We start from the raw sequence: 21,095 nt of genomic DNA on the forward strand, positions 1-21,095 counted from the left end.
ATTGGTATCAGGTCTCAAATGAAGGAGGTACATTAGCCTTCCTTGTTAAAAGGATCATCTGCAATTTTGATGGAGTCTGTCGGGCAACCATCACAAGCATCTTGCATATCATCATGAAGATCTTCAGGAATTTCTATAACTCCACGGTTGGAATCACCATCAAAGATGACCTCTGCCAGACCCTCGTCATCGTAGTCGTAGATATCAGGTGCCGTCGCTCCACAAGCTCCGCAGGCGATGCATGTATCTTTCTCTACCCAAGTATATTTAGCCATTTCTTCTCTGCCTCCTATTAATTAACACCAAACAGTAGGTTCAACTATGCTAACAATCATATTAATACAAAGTGAAAACAAATACAAATCATTTTGGGTTATTATCCCTCTTATAATCCGCCCTATTCCGGTCTCGGTAGATTGTCTTTTTGCAAGGAAGTACCCCGTTCCTTATAGTTTCTGATCAGCACCGAAGGGTCATTACCTAACATACCCGCAGTTAATACTGCATTCTCTCCGAACTTATTCCGAAGCTCGTCCATGACATGGGTTAAGGACTCTCGCTTGAATTGCTGCTCATAGTCGAACAGGTCCAATTGGACGGCAGATTCACTTTTTGGAATCAAGCTGTGAAGCGTAATCCCGAGCAGTCGAAGCGGCTTACCCGCTCCAAACTGTCGATAGAATAGTGAAGTTGCTTCCTTATATATATCCTGATCATGATCAGTCGGCGTTTGCAGCATCTGCGAACGAGTTATTGTCTTCATATCAGGCGTGCGAATCGTAATTTGAATCCCCTCTGTCACCATCCCATGCCTGCGAAGTCTCCGGGCCACCTGGTCACTTATATTGAGCAGCACACGATTAATATCCGCCTCACTCGAGATATCCTCGGGAAGCGTTGTCGTGTGACTAATGGACTTGTTCGGCTCCCGCACCGGGCTTACCTGGGAATCACTAATTCCATGAGCTGCTTGTTTCATCCACGTTCCGAGCACTCCAAAGTAATCCCGCAATAAGCTCTCTTCAGCCTTTGCGAGTTCTCCAATCGTATGGATGTTGATCTTGCGCAGCTTCTCTGCTGTTTTGCGGCCAATTCCGAATAGCTCTCCGCATGGTCTATGCCACAGCTTCTTCTGGACATCCCGCAGCCGCAGAACCGTGATTCCGTTCGGTTTTTTCATATCCGAAGCCATTTTGGCCAGCAATTTATTGGGGGCAATTCCGATGGAACATGGGATTCCCAGCTCCTCGTTAATCCTGTTTTGAATCGTCTCTGCAATCTCCATCGGGGTTCCAAATTGCTTGGAGCCGGTAATATCAAGATAACATTCATCTATTGAAGTGGCCTCCAGCTGCGGAGTATATTCGTAAGCAATGCTCATGAAGGCTTTAGAGTATTTTCGATACAGATTAAAATCGGGTTTAATAACAATGAGCTCAGGGCATTGGCGCAGTCCTTGATTGACCACCATACCCGTGCTGATTCCACGACCCCGTGCCTCGTATGAACACGTGACAATTACACCCTTGCGCTGTTCACTGCTTCCTGCGACTGCCGTTGGTTTGCCTGCATATAAATGTGGTTCTTCTGCGGCATGAACCGAGCAATAAAAAGCATTCATATCCACATGTAAAATGACGCGTCCATTGGCAGGATAGTAATCTTTAACGTTGTTCACATCACATACCCTCTGTCTATTTATTCTAATTTCCTGTTTACTATATAGAATAATAAAAGACTACCTCTCATTCTATATAATAACACAGCAATTTTTCATTCTATTATTTATAATCATAAATTATCAAATTTCCATCTTACATTCCAGGTGAGAACTGCTATAATAAATTATTAAAAACGGTTTTAGTGGACTTCCAAAGGGGGATCAACATGTCTAAGAACATCTCAATCTTCGATACGACACTTCGTGACGGTACGCAAGGGGAGGGAATTAGTCTATCGGTTGATGATAAGCTGAACATTGCCAAGAAGCTCGATTATCTGGGCGTTGAGTACATTGAAGGCGGAATTCCAGGAAGCAATTCGAAGGATATTGAATTTTTTAAGCGTGTTCAACAATTGGGGTTAACCTCGAAGATTGTCGCTTTTGGCAGCACTCGCCGGAAGGGCGGAAACGCCGAGACGGATGCTAACCTGAACCGAATTATTGAATCTGGTGCCGATGCAGCTACACTGGTCGGCAAGTCATGGGATTTTCATGTTCATACGGCGCTGCAGACGACTTTGGAAGAGAATCTAGATATGATTTATGATTCGATCCATTATCTGAAACGAAACGGTTTGGAAGTCATTTTTGACGCCGAGCATTTTTTTGACGGTTACAAGAACAACCCCGAGTATACGCTCTCCGTAATGACAAGAGCCTATGAAGCGGGTGCGGATTGGCTTGTAATGTGCGATACAAACGGAGGAACGATGCCTCATGAAATTCAGGAAATCGTAAGAGCGGTGGTATCTCACCTTCCTGAAGCGAACTTTGGCATTCACACGCATAATGATTGCGAATTAGCGGTTGCCAACACACTAGCCGCCATCTCTGCCGGGGCCAGACATGTTCAGGGAACGATGAATGGTTATGGCGAACGCTGTGGAAATGCCAATTTGTGCTCGGTGATCCCGAATCTGCAGCTTAAATTAGGTTATCATTGTATTGAGGAAGACAAGCTTGCACAGCTAACGAATGTCTCGCGTTATGTCAGTGAAATCGCCAATGTCAATATGCCGGTGAATCAGCCTTATGTCGGCAGTGCAGCTTTTGCTCACAAAGGAGGCATACACGTATCCGCCATTTTACGTGATTCTCGTACTTATGAGCACATTGCCCCAGAGCAGGTCGGAAACAAGCAGCGAATTCTTGTATCTGAACTGGCCGGTCAGAGCAATATTATATCCAAAGCCCAGGAGCTCGGCATTGAATTAGATCCTACCAGCTCCCACTCCCGTCAAGTGATTGACAGAATCAAAGATATGGAGCATCAAGGCTATCAATTTGAAGGGGCAGACGGATCGCTCGAGCTTCTGATCAGGGAGGCCAATGGAGAAGTCAAGGAACTGTTCACCTTCGAATCCTTCAAAATGCTAGTTGAGAAGACAGCAGGAAAGCCAGTTGTATCTGAAGCTTTTGTTAAATTAAGTGTCGGCGGTCGAAGTCATTATACAGCAGCTGAAGGCAACGGGCCGGTCAATGCACTGGATAACGCGCTTCGCAAAGCCCTAGTGACATACTATCCTTCTCTGCAGGAAATGCATTTGTCGGACTACAAGGTTCGGGTGCTTGATGATAAGGATACGACGGCAGCCAAAGTAAGAGTACTTATTGAATCTAAGAACTTCAGCGATGGCTGGAATACAATAGGGGTATCGGAGAATGTCATCGAAGCCAGCTGGGAAGCACTCGTCGACAGCTTTAGATATGCGCTCCTGGACGAAGTACCCTCGGAAATTGTAGAACCAGATACATTGGCTCAAGGAATGGTCAATCATTAAGATGATTGAAAAAAAGGCTGCTGAGATGGTCAGCAGCCTCTTTTTGTTCATGTTCTATAGGATTACTTCAGTAAATCCTTGATTTTATTCTCAAGCTCTTCTTCGGACAGGATGCCGAGAATAACCTCTCGAATGACGCCATTCTCATCAATCAATACATTGGTAGGAAACGCCATTCCCTTGTACAAATCATAGATCGCGCCATCTGAATCCATCAGGATGGGGAATTTGACATGAAAGGTATCAACAAATTCAGCTGCATCCTTTTCCGTGTCATATTTAGTAACATTAACCCCGTAAATATCAAGCTGATCCTTGTAAGTTTCAGATATATGATTCAGCGTAGGCGCCTCCATCTTGCAGGGCTCACACCATGAGGCCCAGAAGTTCAGCATCACTGGTTTGTCACGCTTCCCGCCTACTTCATATGTACCTTCTTCCATTCCATTTAATTGAAAAGAAGGTGCGAGCATTCCAGCCTTCGCTCCTACTTCTGTTGGCACTGGCTCCTCTGCCTGAAATACAGATTGAAGCTGACTCAGTCCTCTCCCTCCGCCGGCTTGCCATATCGCAATGCCAACGAGCAGCAATACTCCAATGATAATGTATAGATTACGTTTCATTTGTCCGTCCCTTTTCATTTATTATAAAGTAATGAATCATACCCTGAGCTGCTTCATCTAAGGGTATATTTAAACATTTTGGTTGTTCATTTTTATCATTCTACCCTTTTTTTGAAGATTGTATCAATCCAAGGGACAAAAGAAGGATGGATGTAAAATAAAAAAAGCTCCTGCTCAGGAGCCTTATCAGAAAAAGTATATATATGATGTCGAATCATTAGGAGAATAGAGATGATTATTACACAAGAAGTATTTACGGCACTGGAAAGGCATCTGGTTGAAAAATATCCTTATGAAGCTTGCGGCATACTTCTCGGCCATATGGATCAGCATCATGTCATCCGCCTGCTTCAATATATCCCGGTCCCGAATACCGCACCTGACCCATTACACCATTTCGAGCTGGATCCAGGCATCTGGGTTAAACACGTGCTTGGCACACCCGATTTGATAGGCTTATTTCACAGCCATCCTAATTCGTCACCTTATCCTTCGCCTGACGATCTGGAATCACTCCAGCAATATGGCGCCTTGCTCAAGACTTATCTCATTGGTTCATTAACTTATGATAAGAAACAAATGGAGCTCAAGGGATACACGATCCAAAAAAGTGGAGAGAGGCTGACTCTTATTGAATCTTCACTAAGCATGACTTAAGTGGTCATACAAATCGGATAGGGTATGAACCTCCATCTCAGCGATATCATCCAAATAACAACCCCATAAGCGTGCCGTCATCATGGCATCCTTAAGCGCATGGTGTCTTCCGTGAATGGGAATTCCCCGAGATTCCAGACATTCATCTAGCCCGTATCCATTCCGCTGAGGCTCCAGCCATCTGGCCAGCATCATCGTATCAATAACCCGATGACTAAGTCTCACTCTGGAGGTCTTCCATAATGCCGCATTCAAAAAGGATTTATCATGAGCGCTTGCATGAGCTACCAAGACACGTCCACCTACAAAGGACATAAAGTCATGAAGTCCCTCCAATATTGGCGGAGCATCACGAGTCATATCAGGTGTAATACCCGTCAATTCGGTGATATGTTCTGGTATAGGGACTTTGGGTTTGACCAGCGTATAGAACTGCTCATCTTCAATAATCTCACCGCCTACTACCCGAACTGCACCAAAGGATAGGATTTCGTCTCCATGCTGCGGCGCAAAGCCTGTCGTCTCCAGATCGAATACAACCGCATCCAGCTCGGATAAAGGTGTTCTGAGCGCTTCTGGTTTCCGATTCTCCCGCATCAATGAACGTAAAAAGGCCATCTGCTGTGCGGTAGGGGCGCCGAGCATAGAAGCGATTGCCGAGGGCACCCCTCCCTGCCTAAACGAGTTCCAAAAACCGTTATTGCCCCTTACCGGGTCTTTCATGGGCGTCTCCTCTCCACAAATCGAAGCTGTCGCTGTAGGTTACGGTGCACTTTTTTCACTGTACTTAAACCTTCCCTAAGCTCATACAGAATCGTTCTTTGTTTTAATTGTTCTTCTCCAATGTAGCCGCTGCTTGAAATAATACCATTCTCATCTTCAACCTCAGTAACTCTCCTCAGCTTCAGAGCAATTTTAAAGGCATCTTCACATGCATCCACTGAATGAAGAGGAACCGCTTCAAGCCTGGCAAGCTTGTTAAGACGTTTAATCGTGTTCGTATCCCTTAGTCCGTTCAGCAAGGCCATATAACGAGCACTGTTAACAAGCGGAATATACATGCCGTATTTGATATCGAATCCGCCAGCATGCTCACCAAACCTCTCGGTTACCACGCGCCCCAGGATGTTCAGGGTTGCCTTGTGCTTTACCGTATTTCTCAATACGGCCGAGGCAAGATCTGGCGTAGATTGGAACAATTGGCTAAAGTGACTGCGAAAATCCTCTGATAAGGTACGCTCTCCACCTACATGCCTTAGATCTGCAGCGATGATCAAGTATCGAACAGGCTCCCATTTCAGATCATCTGTCCAATCCGCAAGCTGCTGCTTCCATGAGGCAAGCGTTCGTCTCCATAAAGGCTCCGAGCACATGACCTTACCTTCACACTTGGCATAACCAACGGCTTCCAGTGAATTAGATACCCTCTTGCCCAGCTCCTGAAAGTAAGTCTCCTTGCCTGGATGAGGCAAGTCGCTAATAATCATGCCATTGTCCTGATCACTCCACAGTGTAGCCTCACCTCTGCCAGAGCTCCCAAATACAACAAATGCATAAGGCACAGGCCGCAGCCCATATCCTTCAGCTTCCATCTCACTCTCACATATTTCAATGACTTGTCTAGCAATACAATCATGCAAATCATTTACCATCTGATACCATTCAATCAAAGATACTGTTGCTGCTAGGTCTTGCAATTCCTCTTGCTTCTGCATTCGAGCTTGTTTCAGTGCAGGTATAGAATGCACTTTCTTCAAATCATCCAATGAGAATGAAGCTTTGCCCGTAGATTTCAGAGGTTCCATAGATCTGTCCCCCTAGACGTGTTCCTCTTCATCATACCATGATAGGCCGAAAAGGTGTCGTTCGAATTAGTATTTGAGATAACAATATAACTGAGTTGAGCTTAAATATTTGCTAATGATACTAGGAACTCTTGACATACAATTCAAGAAAACACGTGTTTATGTATAGATCAATGTTAATTTTAATAACATGTAATGAAAAATTTATTCCCATTGCAATTATAAAAGAACACCCATACATTGACAAGAGTATTTTTAAAAGACGATAACCACCGGAATCCCGTGTTGCTCTCGTTGTTCACTGGAAAAGCGTCACGTTTGACTGTATGGTTCTAGATCATGTATCATGTTTATGTAGAGTTATCATGTATCATGTTTATGTAGAGTTATATGGAAAGGTGAGTGTTTTGGGATGGGGATATGAAGCTGTATCGAATCGGTGAATTGTCAAAGGCTGCCGGTGTCAGCGAACGTACAATTGACTACTATACGAAGCTTGGATTAATTACTCCAGAGCAGCGTACTCAGAAAAATTATAGATTATATAATAGTGAAACCTTAAACCGAATTGAACGTATTATCCAGATGAAACTAGAGAAGTATAGTCTCGAAGAGATCAAGACTTCTTTAGATAAGTGGAGTAACGTTTCGGCTAATGAACAAGTAACCAGCAAGCTTACCAGCTTGGAGATTCATGTAGAGCAGCTTGAACGTGAGATGAACGAGCTCAAGCCTCTTCTCGAGGAAATGAAGCCCGCTCAGCAGCGTAAAGTCGTCACTGCTCTTCTTACCAAGAGTGCTGCTTGCATGGAAGCACTAAAAATTATGCTTGAGAGCTCCATGATGTAATTTCATCTTAATAGAAGTATGGGGGTATGGTGTGTATGATGTTTGTATTGCTGATCTTAGCCATCATACTGTCGGTTTGGGCGCAATTCCGCGTTCAAGGGACATTTAAGAAATGGGCTAAAGTAGATAATTCAACCGGTTTGACAGGTTATGATGTAGCCAGACACATGCTGGATACGAACGGTTTGCATGATGTTCCGATTGAACCCGTAAGAGGAGCCTTATCAGATCACTATGATCCAATTCATCGTGTAGTCCGGTTATCTGAGCCAGTATATTATGAGAGAAGCATATCGGCTGTAGCTGTTGCATCTCACGAGGTAGGACACGCAATTCAGCACAAAGAACATTATCCGATGCTGGTCCTTCGTCACCGGATATTCCCGATCGTTAATTTTGCATCCGGTATTGCTCCTTTCCTTCTATTGGCAGGCTTTATCTTCAACGCATTCAACTTGATTGGTCTAGGTATTATATTCTTCTCCGTAACTGTAGCCTTCCAGCTCGTTACTCTGCCAGTCGAATTTAATGCTAGTAACCGGGCTCGGCGCATTATTGTCGAAGAAGGTTATGTACGAAGCGAAGAAGAACGCGGTGTAGGTAAAGTGCTTAACTCCGCAGCTCTCACTTATGTAGCAGCTGCACTGATTTCGTTACTCGAACTCATTCGCTACATCGGTATTTTTACGAGCAATCGCGAATAGAAACGCACAAAGAACCCCGGTCAATTATTTGACCGGGGTTTTGCTGTTGTCTAGACCAAAATAGTCGAGCAAGAACGTTCGAAATGACTGCGCTACTAGCGGAAGCTTCTCATCGCTACGATGAATGAGCCCAATCGTTCGAGTCACTGTTGGACTCTTGATACGAACTCTGGCAGGCTGAAGCGGGTTTGTCTGAAACAAAGCCATCTCCGGCAGCACGCTTACGCCCATTCCCGCCGCGACAAGCCCCCGAATGGTATCGGTCTCTTCACCTTCAAACGCGATTCGAGGTGTAAATCCTGCCTCCAGACACGCATGCCATACGATAGGCCTTAATGAGTAGCCTTTACTGAACAATATAAACTTATCATCTCTCAGTTGATCTAATGTAATTGATTCTTCTGTAGCGAGAGGATGATTCTGAGGTAAAATGGCAAATAATTCTTCAGTCAGTACGATATCCCCTGCAATTTGATCATGCTTCTCTGGAAACGGGGATACAAAAGCCAGATCAACCTCAGCAGATAATACATCTCTAATTAAAGTCGGGAACATCCCTTGCTTGAATTTAAACTTAACGTTAGGATAGCGTTTACGGAACTCTGAAACGATCGTCGGAATCAGATGAATACCCAGGCTGTGCGGGAACCCGATTCGAATCTCGCCTTTTTCCGGATCAAGAAACTCATGAACCTCTCCAACAGCTCGATCCAGGTCTTTCAGAATACCCTCAACTCTTTTGCAAAACAATTGCCCCACAGGGGTTAGCTGTAGATTACGCCCCTTCTGCATGAACAAGTCGATTCCGAGTTCTTCCTCTAGATGATGAATTTGTCTGCTCACTGCGGATTGTGCCACATGCAATTCCTCCGCAGCCTGCGTTACATGCTCTTTCTGCGCAACTTTTAAAAAGTATTGCAACTGTCTAAGTTCCACTCGTTCAATCGCTCCAATCTGCTTAAAACAATCCCAAGTCATTCCATGGAAAGCAGTTCATGTCTTTAATGTATCATGACATCCAGAATGAATCAACGGCGCTTTAACAGTCTGATGATCAGACCATATAGGAAGAAACCGCCGATCAGTCCGCCCAAATGAGCAGCCATATTGATGTTGGCAACACCAAGTGAAAAGATAATACCAAAGCCGAGAATGGTATAAATCGTTTTTCTCGATGCATCATCCATTAGGTTACGTTGAAACAGAACGATATAGAGAAATGCACCGTATACTCCGTAGATGGCTCCTGATGCCCCAATGGACAGGGTGGGATTCGTTAAATTATTATAATAAGCCTGTGAAATGATATTTCCTACCAAACCACTTCCGATATATAGTATTGCATACCGCCAAAAGCCAAGAAGCCGTTCAAGCGGCGGAGCAAATACGAGAAGAGCAAAGCAATTAAACAACAAATGGGAAAAGCCTGAATGAAGGAACATCGAAGCAAATAACCGCCATATCTCTTCATTCCATGGTGGAATATTAGTCAGCGCACCATATTTCATAAGAGTAAGCGCATCATTCGGCCCACCGTCAATTAACAGCACAACATACATAATAATATTCGCTGCAAGTAGTATTGAAGTTATTGGGTAATATCGCAAATACCCTTTCCAGTTCTCATATCGTAAAAAAATCATGGCCTCATCCTTCCATTGTCCTGTGTTGGACATGAGCTTCCTATAAAGATTATAATAGATAGTGTCCAAGATCACCAATCTCAAGGAGGTACATAATAGATGACTCAAGAACGTACAGGTGTAGCAGCTTTTAAAGGCAATCCGATTACACTGATCGGCCCGGAACTTAAGGCTGGTGACCCAGCGCCGGATTTCACTTTAAATCTAAATCTGCTTGAAGAAGCACATTTGTCAGACTATGCAGGCAAGATCAAACTAATCAGCGTAGTCCCTTCTCTTGACACAGGGGTCTGCGATACACAGACTCGTCGTTTTAACGAAGCGGCGGCTGATCTAGGCGACAATGTTGTCGTTCTAACGATTAGTGCTGATCTTCCATTTGCTCAAGCGCGCTGGTGTGGTGCAGCAGGCGTCGATAAGGTCATTACCTTATCTGACTATAAGTCTAAGTCTTTCGGCCAGGCTTATGGCGTACTGATCAAAGAATTCCAGCTCGACATGCGCTCCATATTTGTCATTGATGCAAACGACAAAATAACTTATGTGGAATATTTGTCCGAAATGTCAGAGCACCCTAATTACGAAGCAGCCATTGCAGCGGTTAAAGAACTGCTCTAATTAACGCAGCGGAACTGGATAGCTCAACACAATACATGCAAAAAGCGAGAAAAAGGCGTGCCTTTGTCTCGCTTTTTTGGGTCTTATTCGCCTACAACCTTGTGTTTGCCGATCTTCTTATCTATGATATCGAACAACTGAAGAATAATGCGGTAATTGGACCCCAGATCACCCATCGAACCTCTTGAAGCTGAATAAATATCAATGGCGCTTCGAACAGGTGTGACCTGAATAATGGACACGGTAATATCTAGCGTACGTCCAAACGATGTTCGCTTCTCCATAGTAATCTCCCCAACTGAGGGCACTTCATGAAGAACTTTAAATCCAGGAACCTTCTTCATCAGCGATGATATTTCTTCCCATGCCTTATCCTTAGACAAATTATAATAGCGTGTCTTCATTTTTGGATCCTTGGCGCGGTCACTTGTTCCTTCCATACTGCGAACAATGCCGACTAGTGTTCTTTTGAGTGACAAGACCCTTCCTCCTTTGTATGTAGCCGTACCTATAATCTCTCTTTAGTGTATCATTGTTAACTCCTTAGCAAAAGACATAATCTACCTCTCCCGCTCGGAGACACGTCACTACTTATAACAACAAAAAAGACATCCCCAAATGTACCCTTATGTAGAGTACGTGTGAGATGTCTCTAAAATTCATCCAAAAAGGATACCCGCTAATGCCGTCCGATTATATTGTCTTCTGAACCTGCTGTAGCAGGTGGGTGACCGCAGAAATGGTTATGAAGTCCCCATGTCATATAGACAGGGCAGGTCAGCTGCATTTCGTATTGATCTCCCGAGACATAGTCATTGGTTCAAAACAACGAATAACCGAAACGAACATCGCAGGATGTAGAAACATTATATCGCTATTCTACAAAAAAGTAAATGTATGATCAGCAATTGCTAAAATTCTTGCTAAGGATAAAATCATTTATCCTTCTAAGCAGCTCAGCTATAAACAAGTCTTTGCAATGCTGTTTATTTTGTATTGTCCTGTGGCCTGGAGTCCGTCTCTAACGAATCACTCTCCTGTGACTCGCCTTCTTCCTCACGGCTGGCCTGCAGCTTCTCAGCCTGCTCCTGCATCTTAGTGAACGTAGCATAGAAGTTAAAGAAGGCAAACCATGCGATCAGGCTTCCAATAAAGAAAAAGAACAATGCAGGGTACTGCATGCCGATGTAGCATAATAGTCCGGCACCGAGCAGTGATGAAAACACACGGAACGGCCGAATCAATGTAATCAGTACGGCATTTTTAATGATCATTCCAATGGACATATGATAATGTACTACCATCGAGAAAAAGTTGAACATCGACACACATAGCAGAAGCAGCAGAATCAGCATAATTATTCCGATTAACTGGAGGTTCTGGAATTGGGTCATATAAACCGTATAATCCAAATACATAATGACCACCAGCAGTGTATAGAAAACACCGCCGATCATGCTTTGCTTGTAGTTTTCCTTATATCCTGTAAAAAATGTTCTCATAATTGGTACATCTGTATCACCCATGACCCATTTACGAACTACATTAAACAGCGCAGATGTTGCAGGGAAAAATGTAAACGGTGCCACAATACCCAATGCCCAGTTCATTTGAATGGATTCATTCGTCATTCCTTGACCCATAACAAGAACCTTAATCACCAAAAAGAAGAAAAATGGCGAGGCACACAGTACCCACAATAGGTTCGATGCTGCGAATCTTGTTATCCACTCCGTCAGGCGATATATACCACCCATAGCTCCTTTAAATTCCAAAACACGTCTCCTCCTTAACACATACGCGAGGCTCATTCTCTCGCCTGCATGCATCATCTTAGGTGATAATCTCTCGCTAATTCACATTAACTTAACCTACCTATAACTATACAGCATAACCGTACGCAAAAGCTAGACCAACGCGGAAATCTCGGCTTAAATACACTTCTATTAACAGAAGATCAAGATAACAGCCTATTTTGATAATTCATGGGCAGTCGTCTAATCAATCGGTACAGTTCTACCATAGGATATTGCGTAGTCGATGAGCCACTTCACTTTATAAAGGAGGTGACTGCAATGTCCTATGGATACGGATGCGGAGGTCAGGTTGGTGGTGTTTCTACTGGCTGTGGATACGATGGCTGGTTCTCTCTTGGAACAATTCTCGTATTGTTCATTCTGCTTGTCATCATTTCCAAAACTTTCTTCTGCTAATAATCACAAATAGAAAAAAAGACGAAGCATAAGATGCTTCGTCTTGTCTCTCTATTAATTATTGAAACGAGCTGTCGTCACGACGGGTTGAGGGTCTGCGATTCTCGTTATTGTTGTTGTACGGACGGGATTTGCGATCGCGATCGCGGTCACGGTTGTATCCACCGCTTCCGCCGTCTCTTCCGCCATCTCTACGATTACCGTATCCGCCTTTATTGCCGCTTCCGCTTCCGCTTCCACCTCTGTTGTATCCACCGCCGCTACGGTTACCATAGCCGCCAGAAGGCTTACGTCCACTGGAACGAACATCTGGCTTACGGCGTTTAGCACGAATTGGATCCTCAGGAGTCAACTCAATGGCTGCATCCTTCTTGTCGCCTGTCAGCAGTTTCAGCGCTGCGGACAAGAGCTGTACGGAATCATATTGCTCCAATAGCTGAATAGCGATACCTTTGTATTCGTTAAGCTCTCCGTCTTGTACAATTTCCAGAAGGCGTTCAGCAGTTACACGTTGCTTCCCTTCAATCGCTTCAGCAAGTGTAGGAAGCGGTTTGCGTGGAATACGATGACGTGTTACACGCTCGATGAAATGCAGGTGGTCAATCTCACGTGGTGTTACAAAGGACCACGCCGCACCTTCTTTACCTGCACGACCTGTACGGCCGATACGGTGTACATAGCTTTCCGGATCCTGCGGAAGGTCAAAGTTAACAACATGAGTCACACCAGATACGTCTAGACCACGTGCTGCAACATCCGTTGCAACGAGTACATCAATACTTCCATCACGGAATTTACGCATTACGGTATCACGCTGATTCTGAGACAGGTCACCATGAAGTCCATCCGCAGAGTAACCACGTTTTTGCAGTGCTTCGGACAATTCATCAACACGGCGTTTCGTACGACCGAATACGATCGCAAGCTCAGGAGATTCCATATCCAGCAAACGGCTGAGTGCATCAAATTTCTGACGTTCAGGTACTTCGATATAAGCTTGATCAATAAGCGGTGCACTTACTTGCTTCGGAATAACAGATACGTGTTCTGGATTGTGCAAAAATTGTTGAGCTAGCTTCTGAATGTTAGGAGGCATCGTTGCAGAGAACAGCATCGTTTGACGATCATCTGGAACTTGCTTCAAGATCGACTGAATGTCTTCCATGAAGCCCATATCCAGCATTTCATCTGCTTCATCAAGCACGACAGTTTGTACATCTTCAAGTTTGATGGTTTTGCGGTTGATATGGTCAAGAAGTCGACCAGGTGTACCGATAATAATTTGAGGCTTCTTCTTCAATGCACGAATCTGACGAACGATATCTTGACCGCCGTATATAGGAAGTGTACGGATACCTTTGAAGCGGGATAGCTTCTCAATCTCTTCTGCCACTTGGATGGCAAGCTCACGAGTTGGCGCCATGATCAGCGCGCGGATCTTCTCATCCGTTTTGGAAATTTTGCTGATAAGCGGGATACCAAAGGCTGCAGTTTTACCTGTACCTGTTTGGGCTTGACCAATCAAGTCGCTGCCAGTGAGTGCAACGGGAATGGATTTGGCTTGAATTGGCGTTGCTTCTTCAAATCCGAGCTCGGTAATTGCCTGCAGAACCTTAGATTCTAGATTAAATTCTGAGAAAGTTGTCAAATTTATTCAAACTCCTTCTATTATGGTGGACATTATCCACTTCATTTCTCTGTATTCTTAAGTAGCGTTAATATATAGGCTGTCCCATCATGCACGATAAAAATGGGATGGCATGATCTCACAATTTCACTATAGAGAGAATAGATTCTCTCCCGAATCGTCTAAACTACATATGATGTTTATTGAAACTTACTGAAAACAAAACATGCTTTTTTCGAAAAAAGGCGATCTACTCAAGAACATCCACAAAATATTATATCACAAAACAATTTACAATTACCAGTAATCAATATAGTATGATACTTCTGAGGTGAAATTGGTGCTAAAATTAACTACAAAATCGCTAATCGTATTTCTAGGCGGCGCTATTATTGCAGCAGGATTCAACCTGTTTCTGCTGCCACATGAGCTGCTTAGCGGAGGAATATCAGGTATATCCATGCTCATCGGATATTTTACTCCGCTTAACTTTAATGTCATGTATTTCGTATTCAACATTCCACTGCTCATTGCAGGGTGGTTCTTGCTGGGCCGCAGATTTATCAGCTTCAGCATTATAAACGTTATTGCTACGACCTGGATGCTGAATGTTCTGCCCGTGACTGCAATTGCTCATGACCAGCTGACTTCTGCTGTGTTCGGAGGTGTACTTATCGGCGCTGGAACAGGACTTGCATTTCGTGCCGGCGGCTCTTCCGGCGGTCTTGATATCGTCGCGTCCATAATTACGAGGTTTCGTGATTTTCCGGTGGGAGCCGTCATTGCCGTCATGAACGGAATGATTATTCTGCTCGCCGGTTATTTGAACAACGACTGGAATATCGCGCTGATCTCGGTGCTCTCCATCTACATTACCGGTAAGGTGCTTGATTTGATTCATATTGGACATGTGAAGGTTACCCTATTTATCGTTACCAATGAGACAAATAAAATGCTTGAACAATTGTTACCAAGACAAAGAGGTGTCACCAAGATTAAGACCCAGGGTGCATTTACGGATCATGAAAAAGACATGCTCATGACGGTTACTACCAAATACGAGCTCGATGAGGTGAAGCAGATCATAAGAGCTACTGATCCCAAGGCTTTTGTCAACATCGTGGAAACGGTAGGAATAATGGGCTCGTTCAGAAGAAATTAGATCATTTGTCAAGTATAATTCTAATTATTTTTGTGATATAATAATGGTGCGTCGTTCCTATTAAGTGCAAGCCTTCTCATGAGGACCTTTTTTATCCGGGTATTTCACAGGCAACTGGCTTTTCCGAGGCAATGAATGATTCTTCTCGAATGATTCTTAGTTAGGGAAAGGGTGATTAATGTGGAAATGGAAAGGGTAAAACTGTCAGAAATCGTCATGAAATGGTATCCGGAAATGCTTCCGACCCTGCGGCAGAACGAACTGAATTCATTCATTGTGCTAAGGGACGGTTTCGGATTACTCGAAGCAGAGGATGCAATGGAAATTATTCAATACAGCATCTGCGAGCATCAAGACGACTCCTATCTTCAATAATCTTTTTAAGTAAAACCACCGCTTCTTCGGCTGCCATCGCTGCCGGGGGAGCGGTTTTTTAATGCTCACCCTCTACCCTTCATAAATAAATCTGTTCAAATCAATCGTTATGTTTTAAAATATTTTTTTGTGCCATCAGTAAAATATAATTCATCGCTTGGAGATCAGCATATGAATCAGACACTTAACAACGCTCAAAAGTGGAAACAATTCTTCGTCATATTGCTTCCGATACTTATCACCCAAATTTCTTTATCAGCCATGACGTTCTTTGACACGAACATGTCCGGACATTTTAGCCCTGTGGATCTGGCCGGCGTAGCCATTGGAAGCAGTCTGTGGATCCCTATTCAAACAGGCCTCAGCGGTATATTAATGGGTATCACCCCGATTGTCTCCCAGCTTGTTGGGAGTGGGGAGAAAAATAAAGTCCGGTACAATGTCATACAAGCGCTGTATCTTGCCGGAGTCCTCGGAATCGTGGTCATTGCCGCTGGCATGATTCTACTGAATCCCATTCTTCAGTTCATGAACTTGGAGCAAAGGGTCGAGGAGGTGGCCTTCTACTATCTGTCTGCCATGGCCTTCGGTATCGTTCCCTTATTCGGGTACTCGGTACTCCGTAATTACATGGATGCTTTGGGACAAACTCGAATTACAATGATGATTACCCTAATCTCCTTACCCGTTAACATTTTGCTAAACTATTTGCTCATCTTTGGAAATTTAGGTCTTCCTCAGTTGGGAGGGATTGGTGCGGGTATTGCCTCGGCAGTCACGTATTGGTTTATTTTTATCATTGCTATCTTTTTTGTCCATCGGGTTGAGCCGTTTGCTCAATATGGCATCTTTCGTGAACGACACAAGATTTCAATTCAAAAGTGGAAAGAATTAACGCAGATTGGAGTACCCATTGGGTTTGCCATCTTTTTTGAAACTTCAATCTTCTCTGCTGTTACACTGCTTATGAGCAGATTTGATACGAATACGATCGCGGCGCATCAGGCTGCCTTGAATTTCGCCTCAACCTTATATATGCTCCCCCTGAGCATCAGCATGGCTTTAACGATACTTGTCGGATATGAAGTCGGGGCACAGCGGGCAAAGGATGCGAGAACATACAGCAATATCGGAATCGGATCAGCTGTATTACTCTCACTCATTACAGCGGTCATTCTAATCGTATTTGGCGAACAAGTGGCTGGGATTTATTCTACCGATCGAACTGTCATTGAACTAATACAGCATTTTCTCGTTTATGCCATCTTCTTTCAAATATCGGATGCCGTGGCGACGCCGGTGCAAGGCGCTTTACGTGGATATAAGGATGTTAATCCTGCATTTTTTATAACACTAGTCGCTTACTGGCTGATCGGACTGCCTGTCGGATATTTGACCGCTACCTATACAGAATTAGGCCCTTACGGTTACTGGATCGGATTAATCACAGGTCTCGCGGTAGGTGCTGCAGCTCTCATGTGGAGACTGATCGCTGTTCAGCGTAAGTTCAGCACACCGTCGAATCATTAAATTTGAATTTTATATCAAAAAAAGCTGACTCGTTGATACCTGTGGAGGTAGTTCGAATCAGCTTTTTTATTGATGTGTTATTGAGAAAGACGAATCGCTAGCTCATACATATCCATATCAATAGAGCTCTTCGTATTGACAACAAGGTCAATATCCGTAAGCGTCAATTGATTATTAATAATACCACAAGCTTTGTCCGATTCTCCCTCAATCAGCTTGCGTACAGCAAAGTCACCTAATTTGCTTGCAAGGTTGCGGTCAAACGGCGTCGGCGTACCACCGCGCTGAATGTGTCCAAGCACCGTAACACGCGGCTCGTAAGATGGGCAGCGAGCCATAATCTCTTTGGCCACATCCTCACCCTTACCCACACCCTCAGCAACGATAATGATACTGTGGCGCTTGCCGTGCTCAAAATTCGATTGCATACGCTGAGCAACCTCATCCATATCGAATGGAACTTCAGGTACTAGGATGGTTTCCGCACCCGAAGCAAGTCCTGCATGCAGCGCAATATCACCGCAATGACGTCCCATAACCTCAACAATGGAGGAGCGTTCATGAGAAGTCATCGTATCACGCAGCTTGTTCACTGCATCTACTACAACGCTGACGGCTGTATCGAAACCAATCGTGTAGTCAGTAAACGAGATATCATTGTCGATCGTACCTGGCAGCCCCATTGTTTTGATACCCAGCTTACTCAGCTTGTTAGCACCTTGATAAGAGCCGTCACCACCGATTACTACGAGACCGTCAATACCGCGCGAGCGCAAAACATCCGCACCCTTCTGCTGCCCTTCAAGCGTCATAAACTCCTTGCAGCGAGCGGATTGAAGAACGGTTCCCCCACGCTGGATGATATCCCCTACACTGCGCAGATCCATCGGGAAAATGTCATTGTTCAGCAGGCCCTGATAACCACGCTGGACACCAAAAACCTCCAAACCGAAATACAGACCGCTGCGAACAACAGCACGAACGGCCGCGTTCATCCCTTGCGAGTCTCCTCCACTTGTCAATACTGCGATTCTTTTGACTGCTGTCATTGATGACTTCCTCCTCTTAATTCTCAATACATATGTTTACGAATCCATTTGGAATTGGCTAGAAAAAAGCGCCTTGTGACAGGGCTGTTCTTCAGCAATCTTTTGGATACGGAACGAACTTCCTGCTGCTCACTGACTTTAGGATCAGATAAGTACAGGGCCAGCAGCCCTTCTATGATCATTCGATGAAAAGAACTTGCAGGGATAACTGAAACATCCTCCTGCGCCTTATCCACGATATAGGCAAAACGCTCCATCATCTCATTCTCACTTTCGTAATAATTACAAAAGTTCAAATCACCGCCCTGCCTGTCTTCTTCCTGATCAATCAAATAATCCAGCATGATGTGCAGTCCCGTCACATGCGGAAAATAAGAAGCATGTATGGAGGAAGCTCCATCATCATCAAGATGCGGGTCTGAAGCAGCAAGGAATAGCATGAATACTCCCAGTGTGGAACCCGTAGCTGCTGCGAATTCATTCCAGTTCAGCTCAGGTGTGCGGTGCTTGTGAAGCTCCCACCATTCAAGCAGCGCTTTCTCGCGAAGCTCGGGATGAATGTGCTTGTACACCTGCAGATCGACATACAGACCGGCTAGGTCCGTTACATACGATTGTGCCTGATCGTAGCCTGGCAGCTTCTTTATGCAGGATTGGCAGGTAAGTACCAGGCTATGCAAATATCCTTCATCTTCCTGTTCCTCACGCAGAGCGTAATAGTTCGACAGCTCTGCTTGAGGATTCACTGCATCAAGCATTGATTTATGTAACAGCCTGAAGTCTCCTTCATCCATGGAAGTGCTCCGATCACATAAGTTGTCCAGGTAGTCACTAATCGTCTGATAAGAAACAATAAGAGGAATGAGCACATTCCGCATCGGCAAGTTAACAGCTGCATAAATGGAGCCGCCCTCACAGTGGAACTGTTTGCTTGCTATGCTGGCAAGCGCCTGGGTTCTAAGCTCCTGGTCAGGAATTTGTTCTGCTCTCGTCTTTATTAGTTTAAGCTCTTTTCTTGCTTCAGGCAGTATATATTTATACACCCGATTCATCAATCCGATGGGCCCCCGTGGAACATTGCGATTATGTTGTTTTTGTTTAATCAAATAACGGTGCCTCCACTATGTTATCTACATATTCATACCTGTTCAAACCACTATTATTATAATATGACATGTGAATTTGTACAAATAAACGATAGGAAAAAGTCCATATTACCATATAAAGCGAATACATTTTTTAGAAACAATAGGTCTCAAAATCCATACCACTCCCTAAGCTATATATGAAAGCGTATAACTTATTCATCAGGAACTCGGCAAAATAAGGTTGTTGCGGTGACTATTTATGATATAATTTCCATATTTCAATGTAAAAAGGAGTTTACACCTCATGTCATCTGATGAACCTCTGTCGTGGAGAAGACTGCTCACTTTCTTCATCCCTCTAGGCATATCTGCCTCTCTTGTGACCATCTCTCATGTCATTATTAACAGCACACTAGCGAGATCCGACCAAGCCGAGGTCGTCATCGCAAGTTATGCACTGGCAGGAAGCCTGCTCGCAGTTACCGAACGGCCCTCTACCCTATTGCGCCAAACATGCTCTGCTCTGGTCAGGGACCGGCTTTCTTTTCAAGCCCTCATTTATGTGACCAAAATCTTTCTTGCAGCTGTGCTGCTGCTCGGCGGAGCCATCGTATACACCCCTATTGGGACATCGATCTTTAAGTACTTGTTCGGTGTGGATGAAACTTTGCTTAAACCGGTTATCCAGGTCTATCAAATTCTTATGTTTGTCAGCATCTTCTCTGTCATACGCAATATCTATCAGGGCGTTATTATTACAAACAACAAGACCAAATGGCTGACGATCGGAATGATAATTCGGCTGGCTGGCATGTATTCATTATCTCTGTACTTTATATGGAGTGATTCCGTAACCAGCGGTACGGTGGGTGCGATTATTTTTGCAGCAGGTATGCTTATCGAAGCCGCAGTCAGCTATCTGGAAGGACGTAAAATAGTACAGCACATGCCGGAACAAATAGAAGAGCATCACATCAAGACGAAGGGGCAGGTATTCTACTTCTATAAGCCGCTGCTCTTATCCAGTCTTGTCGCTATGTTTATAGGCCCTATCATCAATATCATGCTTGGAAAAACCGAAGGCATTGCTCTAGCTATCTCCTCATTCGCTATTGCGGGGAGCATCATGCAGCTCATGCTGAGCTTCTTCACCTATATTCATCAGATCGTACTGAATTTCTACACTGAATATCCTAAGAAAGTAAATCAGTTTGCCCTTACCATGGGATTCATTCCGTTTCTCTTAACATTGACGGTAGCTTACACCCCTCTGGGTCCTTGGTTTCTTGAACATGCAATGAATGTTCACGGAGAACTGCTTGAGGAGAGCTTGCGTACTTTGCAGGCCTTTATTTTGTTCACTCTCATTACACCATTCCTCGATTACAGTAATGGACTCATCCTCCTGCGGGGACAAACCAAGACCATGTTCCGCTCCCAGACAGCCAATGCCATCTGCACAACCATTGTGCTCGTTATCCTCGTCCTTGCTTCTCCAGGATTAAACGGAGTTATAGGCGCTGTCGCTCAATCTACCGGCCTGCTTGCAGAGCTGCTGATCGTATGGATGGTTATACGCAAAACGAATCGCGAGCCCAGCTTACAATCAAAGTCATCATCGAACAAATCCATAGATGCTTAATCACAT

The 21,095-nt window shown here is 44.3% G+C and carries 22 protein-coding genes and 1 other RNA gene; 10 read left to right on the plus strand and 13 right to left on the minus strand.

Annotated elements, in window-relative coordinates; all coding sequences use genetic code 11:
• Positions 1-32: 32 nt before the first annotated feature.
• Both TCA2_RS01865 and TCA2_RS01870 read right to left on the minus strand, forming a co-directional pair.
• Positions 33-275 (minus strand): ferredoxin, encoded by a 243-nt coding sequence (locus tag TCA2_RS01865; protein WP_047909843.1) that lies wholly within the window; start codon positions 273-275, stop codon positions 33-35.
• A 122-nt stretch (positions 276-397) separates the two neighbouring features.
• The gene (locus TCA2_RS01870; protein WP_047909844.1) at positions 398-1,678 is read right to left on the minus strand and encodes a DNA polymerase IV; all 1,281 of its coding nucleotides are present in this window, start codon (positions 1,676-1,678) and stop codon (positions 398-400) included.
• 209 nt (positions 1,679-1,887) lie between these two features.
• On the opposite strand from TCA2_RS01870, the gene cimA reads away from it, so the two are divergent.
• Entirely contained in the window at positions 1,888-3,504 is a 1,617-nt protein-coding gene (gene cimA / locus TCA2_RS01875; protein ID WP_047909845.1) for a citramalate synthase, read from the plus strand.
• Between the two features lie 62 nt (positions 3,505-3,566).
• Here the strand turns inward: cimA and TCA2_RS01880 are convergent, their stop codons facing one another.
• Positions 3,567-4,127 carry a TlpA disulfide reductase family protein gene (locus tag TCA2_RS01880; protein ID WP_047909846.1) on the minus strand — a complete coding sequence of 187 codons (561 nt, stop codon included), beginning with the start codon at positions 4,125-4,127 and terminating at the stop codon, positions 3,567-3,569.
• 231 nt (positions 4,128-4,358) lie between these two features.
• On the opposite strand from TCA2_RS01880, the gene TCA2_RS01885 reads away from it, so the two are divergent.
• Entirely contained in the window at positions 4,359-4,784 is a 426-nt protein-coding gene (locus TCA2_RS01885) for a Mov34/MPN/PAD-1 family protein (protein ID WP_052511672.1), read from the plus strand.
• Here TCA2_RS01885 and TCA2_RS01890 read toward each other — a convergent pair.
• Complete coding sequence (locus TCA2_RS01890; protein ID WP_047909847.1) at positions 4,770-5,507, minus strand: exonuclease domain-containing protein; 738 nt, start codon at positions 5,505-5,507, stop codon at positions 4,770-4,772. The genes TCA2_RS01885 and TCA2_RS01890 overlap by 15 nt on opposite strands.
• Positions 5,504-6,589, minus strand: a complete 1,086-nt coding sequence (locus tag TCA2_RS01895; RefSeq protein ID WP_047909848.1) for a DUF294 nucleotidyltransferase-like domain-containing protein — start codon at positions 6,587-6,589, stop codon at positions 5,504-5,506. Before TCA2_RS01895 ends, TCA2_RS01890 begins: the two co-directional genes overlap by 4 nt.
• A gap of 420 nt (positions 6,590-7,009) precedes the next feature.
• Between TCA2_RS01895 and TCA2_RS01900 the strand changes: the two genes are divergently transcribed.
• Together TCA2_RS01900 and TCA2_RS01905 are read left to right on the plus strand one after the other, a co-directional pair.
• A complete protein-coding gene (locus TCA2_RS01900) occupies positions 7,010-7,438 on the plus strand; it encodes a MerR family transcriptional regulator (RefSeq protein ID WP_047909849.1) in 429 nt (142 codons plus the stop codon).
• Positions 7,439-7,473: 35 nt separating this feature from the next.
• Positions 7,474-8,142: a zinc metallopeptidase gene (locus TCA2_RS01905; RefSeq protein ID WP_370510307.1), complete on the plus strand. Its 669-nt coding sequence runs from the start codon at positions 7,474-7,476 to the stop codon at positions 8,140-8,142.
• A gap of 24 nt (positions 8,143-8,166) precedes the next feature.
• Here TCA2_RS01905 and TCA2_RS01910 read toward each other — a convergent pair whose 3' ends face one another.
• Both TCA2_RS01910 and TCA2_RS01915 read right to left on the minus strand, forming a co-directional pair.
• Positions 8,167-9,078 (minus strand): LysR family transcriptional regulator, encoded by a 912-nt coding sequence (locus TCA2_RS01910; protein ID WP_047909851.1) that lies wholly within the window; start codon positions 9,076-9,078, stop codon positions 8,167-8,169.
• Between the two features lie 92 nt (positions 9,079-9,170).
• Entirely contained in the window at positions 9,171-9,785 is a 615-nt protein-coding gene (locus TCA2_RS01915) for a rhomboid family intramembrane serine protease (protein WP_047910219.1), read from the minus strand.
• Between the two features lie 99 nt (positions 9,786-9,884).
• Here TCA2_RS01915 and tpx point away from each other — a divergent pair, with 99 nt between their 5' ends.
• Positions 9,885-10,403 carry a thiol peroxidase gene (gene tpx, locus TCA2_RS01920; RefSeq protein WP_047909852.1) on the plus strand — a complete coding sequence of 173 codons (519 nt, stop codon included), beginning with the start codon at positions 9,885-9,887 and terminating at the stop codon, positions 10,401-10,403.
• Between the two features lie 83 nt (positions 10,404-10,486).
• Here tpx and TCA2_RS01925 read toward each other — a convergent pair whose 3' ends face one another.
• The 3 genes from TCA2_RS01925 to TCA2_RS01930 all read right to left on the minus strand — a co-directional run bounded on the left by TCA2_RS01925 (position 10,487) and on the right by TCA2_RS01930 (position 12,178).
• A complete protein-coding gene (locus TCA2_RS01925; protein ID WP_047909853.1) occupies positions 10,487-10,882 on the minus strand; it encodes a DUF1499 domain-containing protein in 396 nt (131 codons plus the stop codon).
• A gap of 191 nt (positions 10,883-11,073) precedes the next feature.
• Positions 11,074-11,263, minus strand: a non-coding RNA gene (ssrS, locus tag TCA2_RS26470) — 6S RNA.
• 126 nt (positions 11,264-11,389) lie between these two features.
• Entirely contained in the window at positions 11,390-12,178 is a 789-nt protein-coding gene (locus TCA2_RS01930; protein ID WP_047909854.1) for a YesL family protein, read from the minus strand.
• A 300-nt stretch (positions 12,179-12,478) separates the two neighbouring features.
• On the opposite strand from TCA2_RS01930, the gene TCA2_RS27065 reads away from it, so the two are divergent.
• The gene (locus TCA2_RS27065) at positions 12,479-12,616 is read left to right on the plus strand and encodes a hypothetical protein (protein ID WP_177178626.1); all 138 of its coding nucleotides are present in this window, start codon (positions 12,479-12,481) and stop codon (positions 12,614-12,616) included.
• A 58-nt stretch (positions 12,617-12,674) separates the two neighbouring features.
• Here the strand turns inward: TCA2_RS27065 and TCA2_RS01935 are convergent, their stop codons facing one another.
• Positions 12,675-14,264: a DEAD/DEAH box helicase gene (locus TCA2_RS01935; RefSeq protein ID WP_047909855.1), complete on the minus strand. Its 1,590-nt coding sequence runs from the start codon at positions 14,262-14,264 to the stop codon at positions 12,675-12,677.
• Positions 14,265-14,583: 319 nt separating this feature from the next.
• Between TCA2_RS01935 and TCA2_RS01940 the strand changes: the two genes are divergently transcribed.
• The 3 genes from TCA2_RS01940 to TCA2_RS01950 all read left to right on the plus strand — a co-directional run bounded on the left by TCA2_RS01940 (position 14,584) and on the right by TCA2_RS01950 (position 17,310).
• On the plus strand, positions 14,584-15,405 hold the full coding sequence (locus TCA2_RS01940) for a YitT family protein (protein WP_193745971.1): 822 nt from the start codon (positions 14,584-14,586) through the stop codon (positions 15,403-15,405).
• A 186-nt stretch (positions 15,406-15,591) separates the two neighbouring features.
• Entirely contained in the window at positions 15,592-15,780 is a 189-nt protein-coding gene (locus tag TCA2_RS01945) for a hypothetical protein (RefSeq protein WP_170862358.1), read from the plus strand.
• 171 nt (positions 15,781-15,951) lie between these two features.
• Positions 15,952-17,310, plus strand: coding sequence for an MATE family efflux transporter (locus TCA2_RS01950; protein ID WP_047909858.1), 1,359 nt, complete (start codon positions 15,952-15,954; stop codon positions 17,308-17,310).
• Positions 17,311-17,387: 77 nt separating this feature from the next.
• On the opposite strand, the gene pfkA is transcribed toward TCA2_RS01950, so the two are convergent.
• Together pfkA and TCA2_RS01960 are read right to left on the minus strand one after the other, a co-directional pair.
• A complete protein-coding gene (gene pfkA, locus TCA2_RS01955; protein WP_047909859.1) occupies positions 17,388-18,359 on the minus strand; it encodes a 6-phosphofructokinase in 972 nt (323 codons plus the stop codon).
• Positions 18,360-18,382: 23 nt separating this feature from the next.
• A complete protein-coding gene (locus TCA2_RS01960; RefSeq protein ID WP_047910220.1) occupies positions 18,383-19,411 on the minus strand; it encodes a tetraprenyl-beta-curcumene synthase family protein in 1,029 nt (342 codons plus the stop codon).
• Between the two features lie 340 nt (positions 19,412-19,751).
• On the opposite strand from TCA2_RS01960, the gene TCA2_RS01965 reads away from it, so the two are divergent.
• Positions 19,752-21,089: a multi antimicrobial extrusion protein MatE gene (locus TCA2_RS01965; RefSeq protein WP_047909860.1), complete on the plus strand. Its 1,338-nt coding sequence runs from the start codon at positions 19,752-19,754 to the stop codon at positions 21,087-21,089.
• The last annotated feature ends 6 nt before the right edge of the window (positions 21,090-21,095 follow it).

The organism is Paenibacillus sp. TCA20, from assembly GCF_000732325.1.
Taxonomy (GTDB): domain Bacteria; phylum Bacillota; class Bacilli; order Paenibacillales; family Paenibacillaceae; genus Paenibacillus; species Paenibacillus urinalis.

Coding starts and splice junctions, on each gene's coding strand:
- TCA2_RS01865 (WP_047909843.1), bottom strand. CDS start 275: ATGGCTAAATATACTTGGGTAGAGAAAGATACATGCATCGCCTGCGGA.
- cimA (WP_047909845.1), top strand. CDS start 1,888: ATGTCTAAGAACATCTCAATCTTCGATACGACACTTCGTGACGGTACG.
- TCA2_RS01880 (WP_047909846.1), bottom strand. CDS start 4,127: ATGAAACGTAATCTATACATTATCATTGGAGTATTGCTGCTCGTTGGC.
- TCA2_RS01885 (WP_052511672.1), top strand. CDS start 4,359: ATGATTATTACACAAGAAGTATTTACGGCACTGGAAAGGCATCTGGTT.
- TCA2_RS01890 (WP_047909847.1), bottom strand. CDS start 5,507: ATGAAAGACCCGGTAAGGGGCAATAACGGTTTTTGGAACTCGTTTAGG.
- TCA2_RS01895 (WP_047909848.1), bottom strand. CDS start 6,589: ATGGAACCTCTGAAATCTACGGGCAAAGCTTCATTCTCATTGGATGAT.
- TCA2_RS01900 (WP_047909849.1), top strand. CDS start 7,010: ATGAAGCTGTATCGAATCGGTGAATTGTCAAAGGCTGCCGGTGTCAGC.
- TCA2_RS01905 (WP_370510307.1), top strand. CDS start 7,474: ATGATGTTTGTATTGCTGATCTTAGCCATCATACTGTCGGTTTGGGCG.
- TCA2_RS01915 (WP_047910219.1), bottom strand. CDS start 9,785: ATGATTTTTTTACGATATGAGAACTGGAAAGGGTATTTGCGATATTAC.
- tpx (WP_047909852.1), top strand. CDS start 9,885: ATGACTCAAGAACGTACAGGTGTAGCAGCTTTTAAAGGCAATCCGATT.
- TCA2_RS27065 (WP_177178626.1), top strand. CDS start 12,479: ATGTCCTATGGATACGGATGCGGAGGTCAGGTTGGTGGTGTTTCTACT.
- TCA2_RS01945 (WP_170862358.1), top strand. CDS start 15,592: ATGGAAAGGGTAAAACTGTCAGAAATCGTCATGAAATGGTATCCGGAA.
- TCA2_RS01950 (WP_047909858.1), top strand. CDS start 15,952: ATGAATCAGACACTTAACAACGCTCAAAAGTGGAAACAATTCTTCGTC.
- pfkA (WP_047909859.1), bottom strand. CDS start 18,359: ATGACAGCAGTCAAAAGAATCGCAGTATTGACAAGTGGAGGAGACTCG.
- TCA2_RS01960 (WP_047910220.1), bottom strand. CDS start 19,411: ATGAATCGGGTGTATAAATATATACTGCCTGAAGCAAGAAAAGAGCTT.
- TCA2_RS01965 (WP_047909860.1), top strand. CDS start 19,752: ATGTCATCTGATGAACCTCTGTCGTGGAGAAGACTGCTCACTTTCTTC.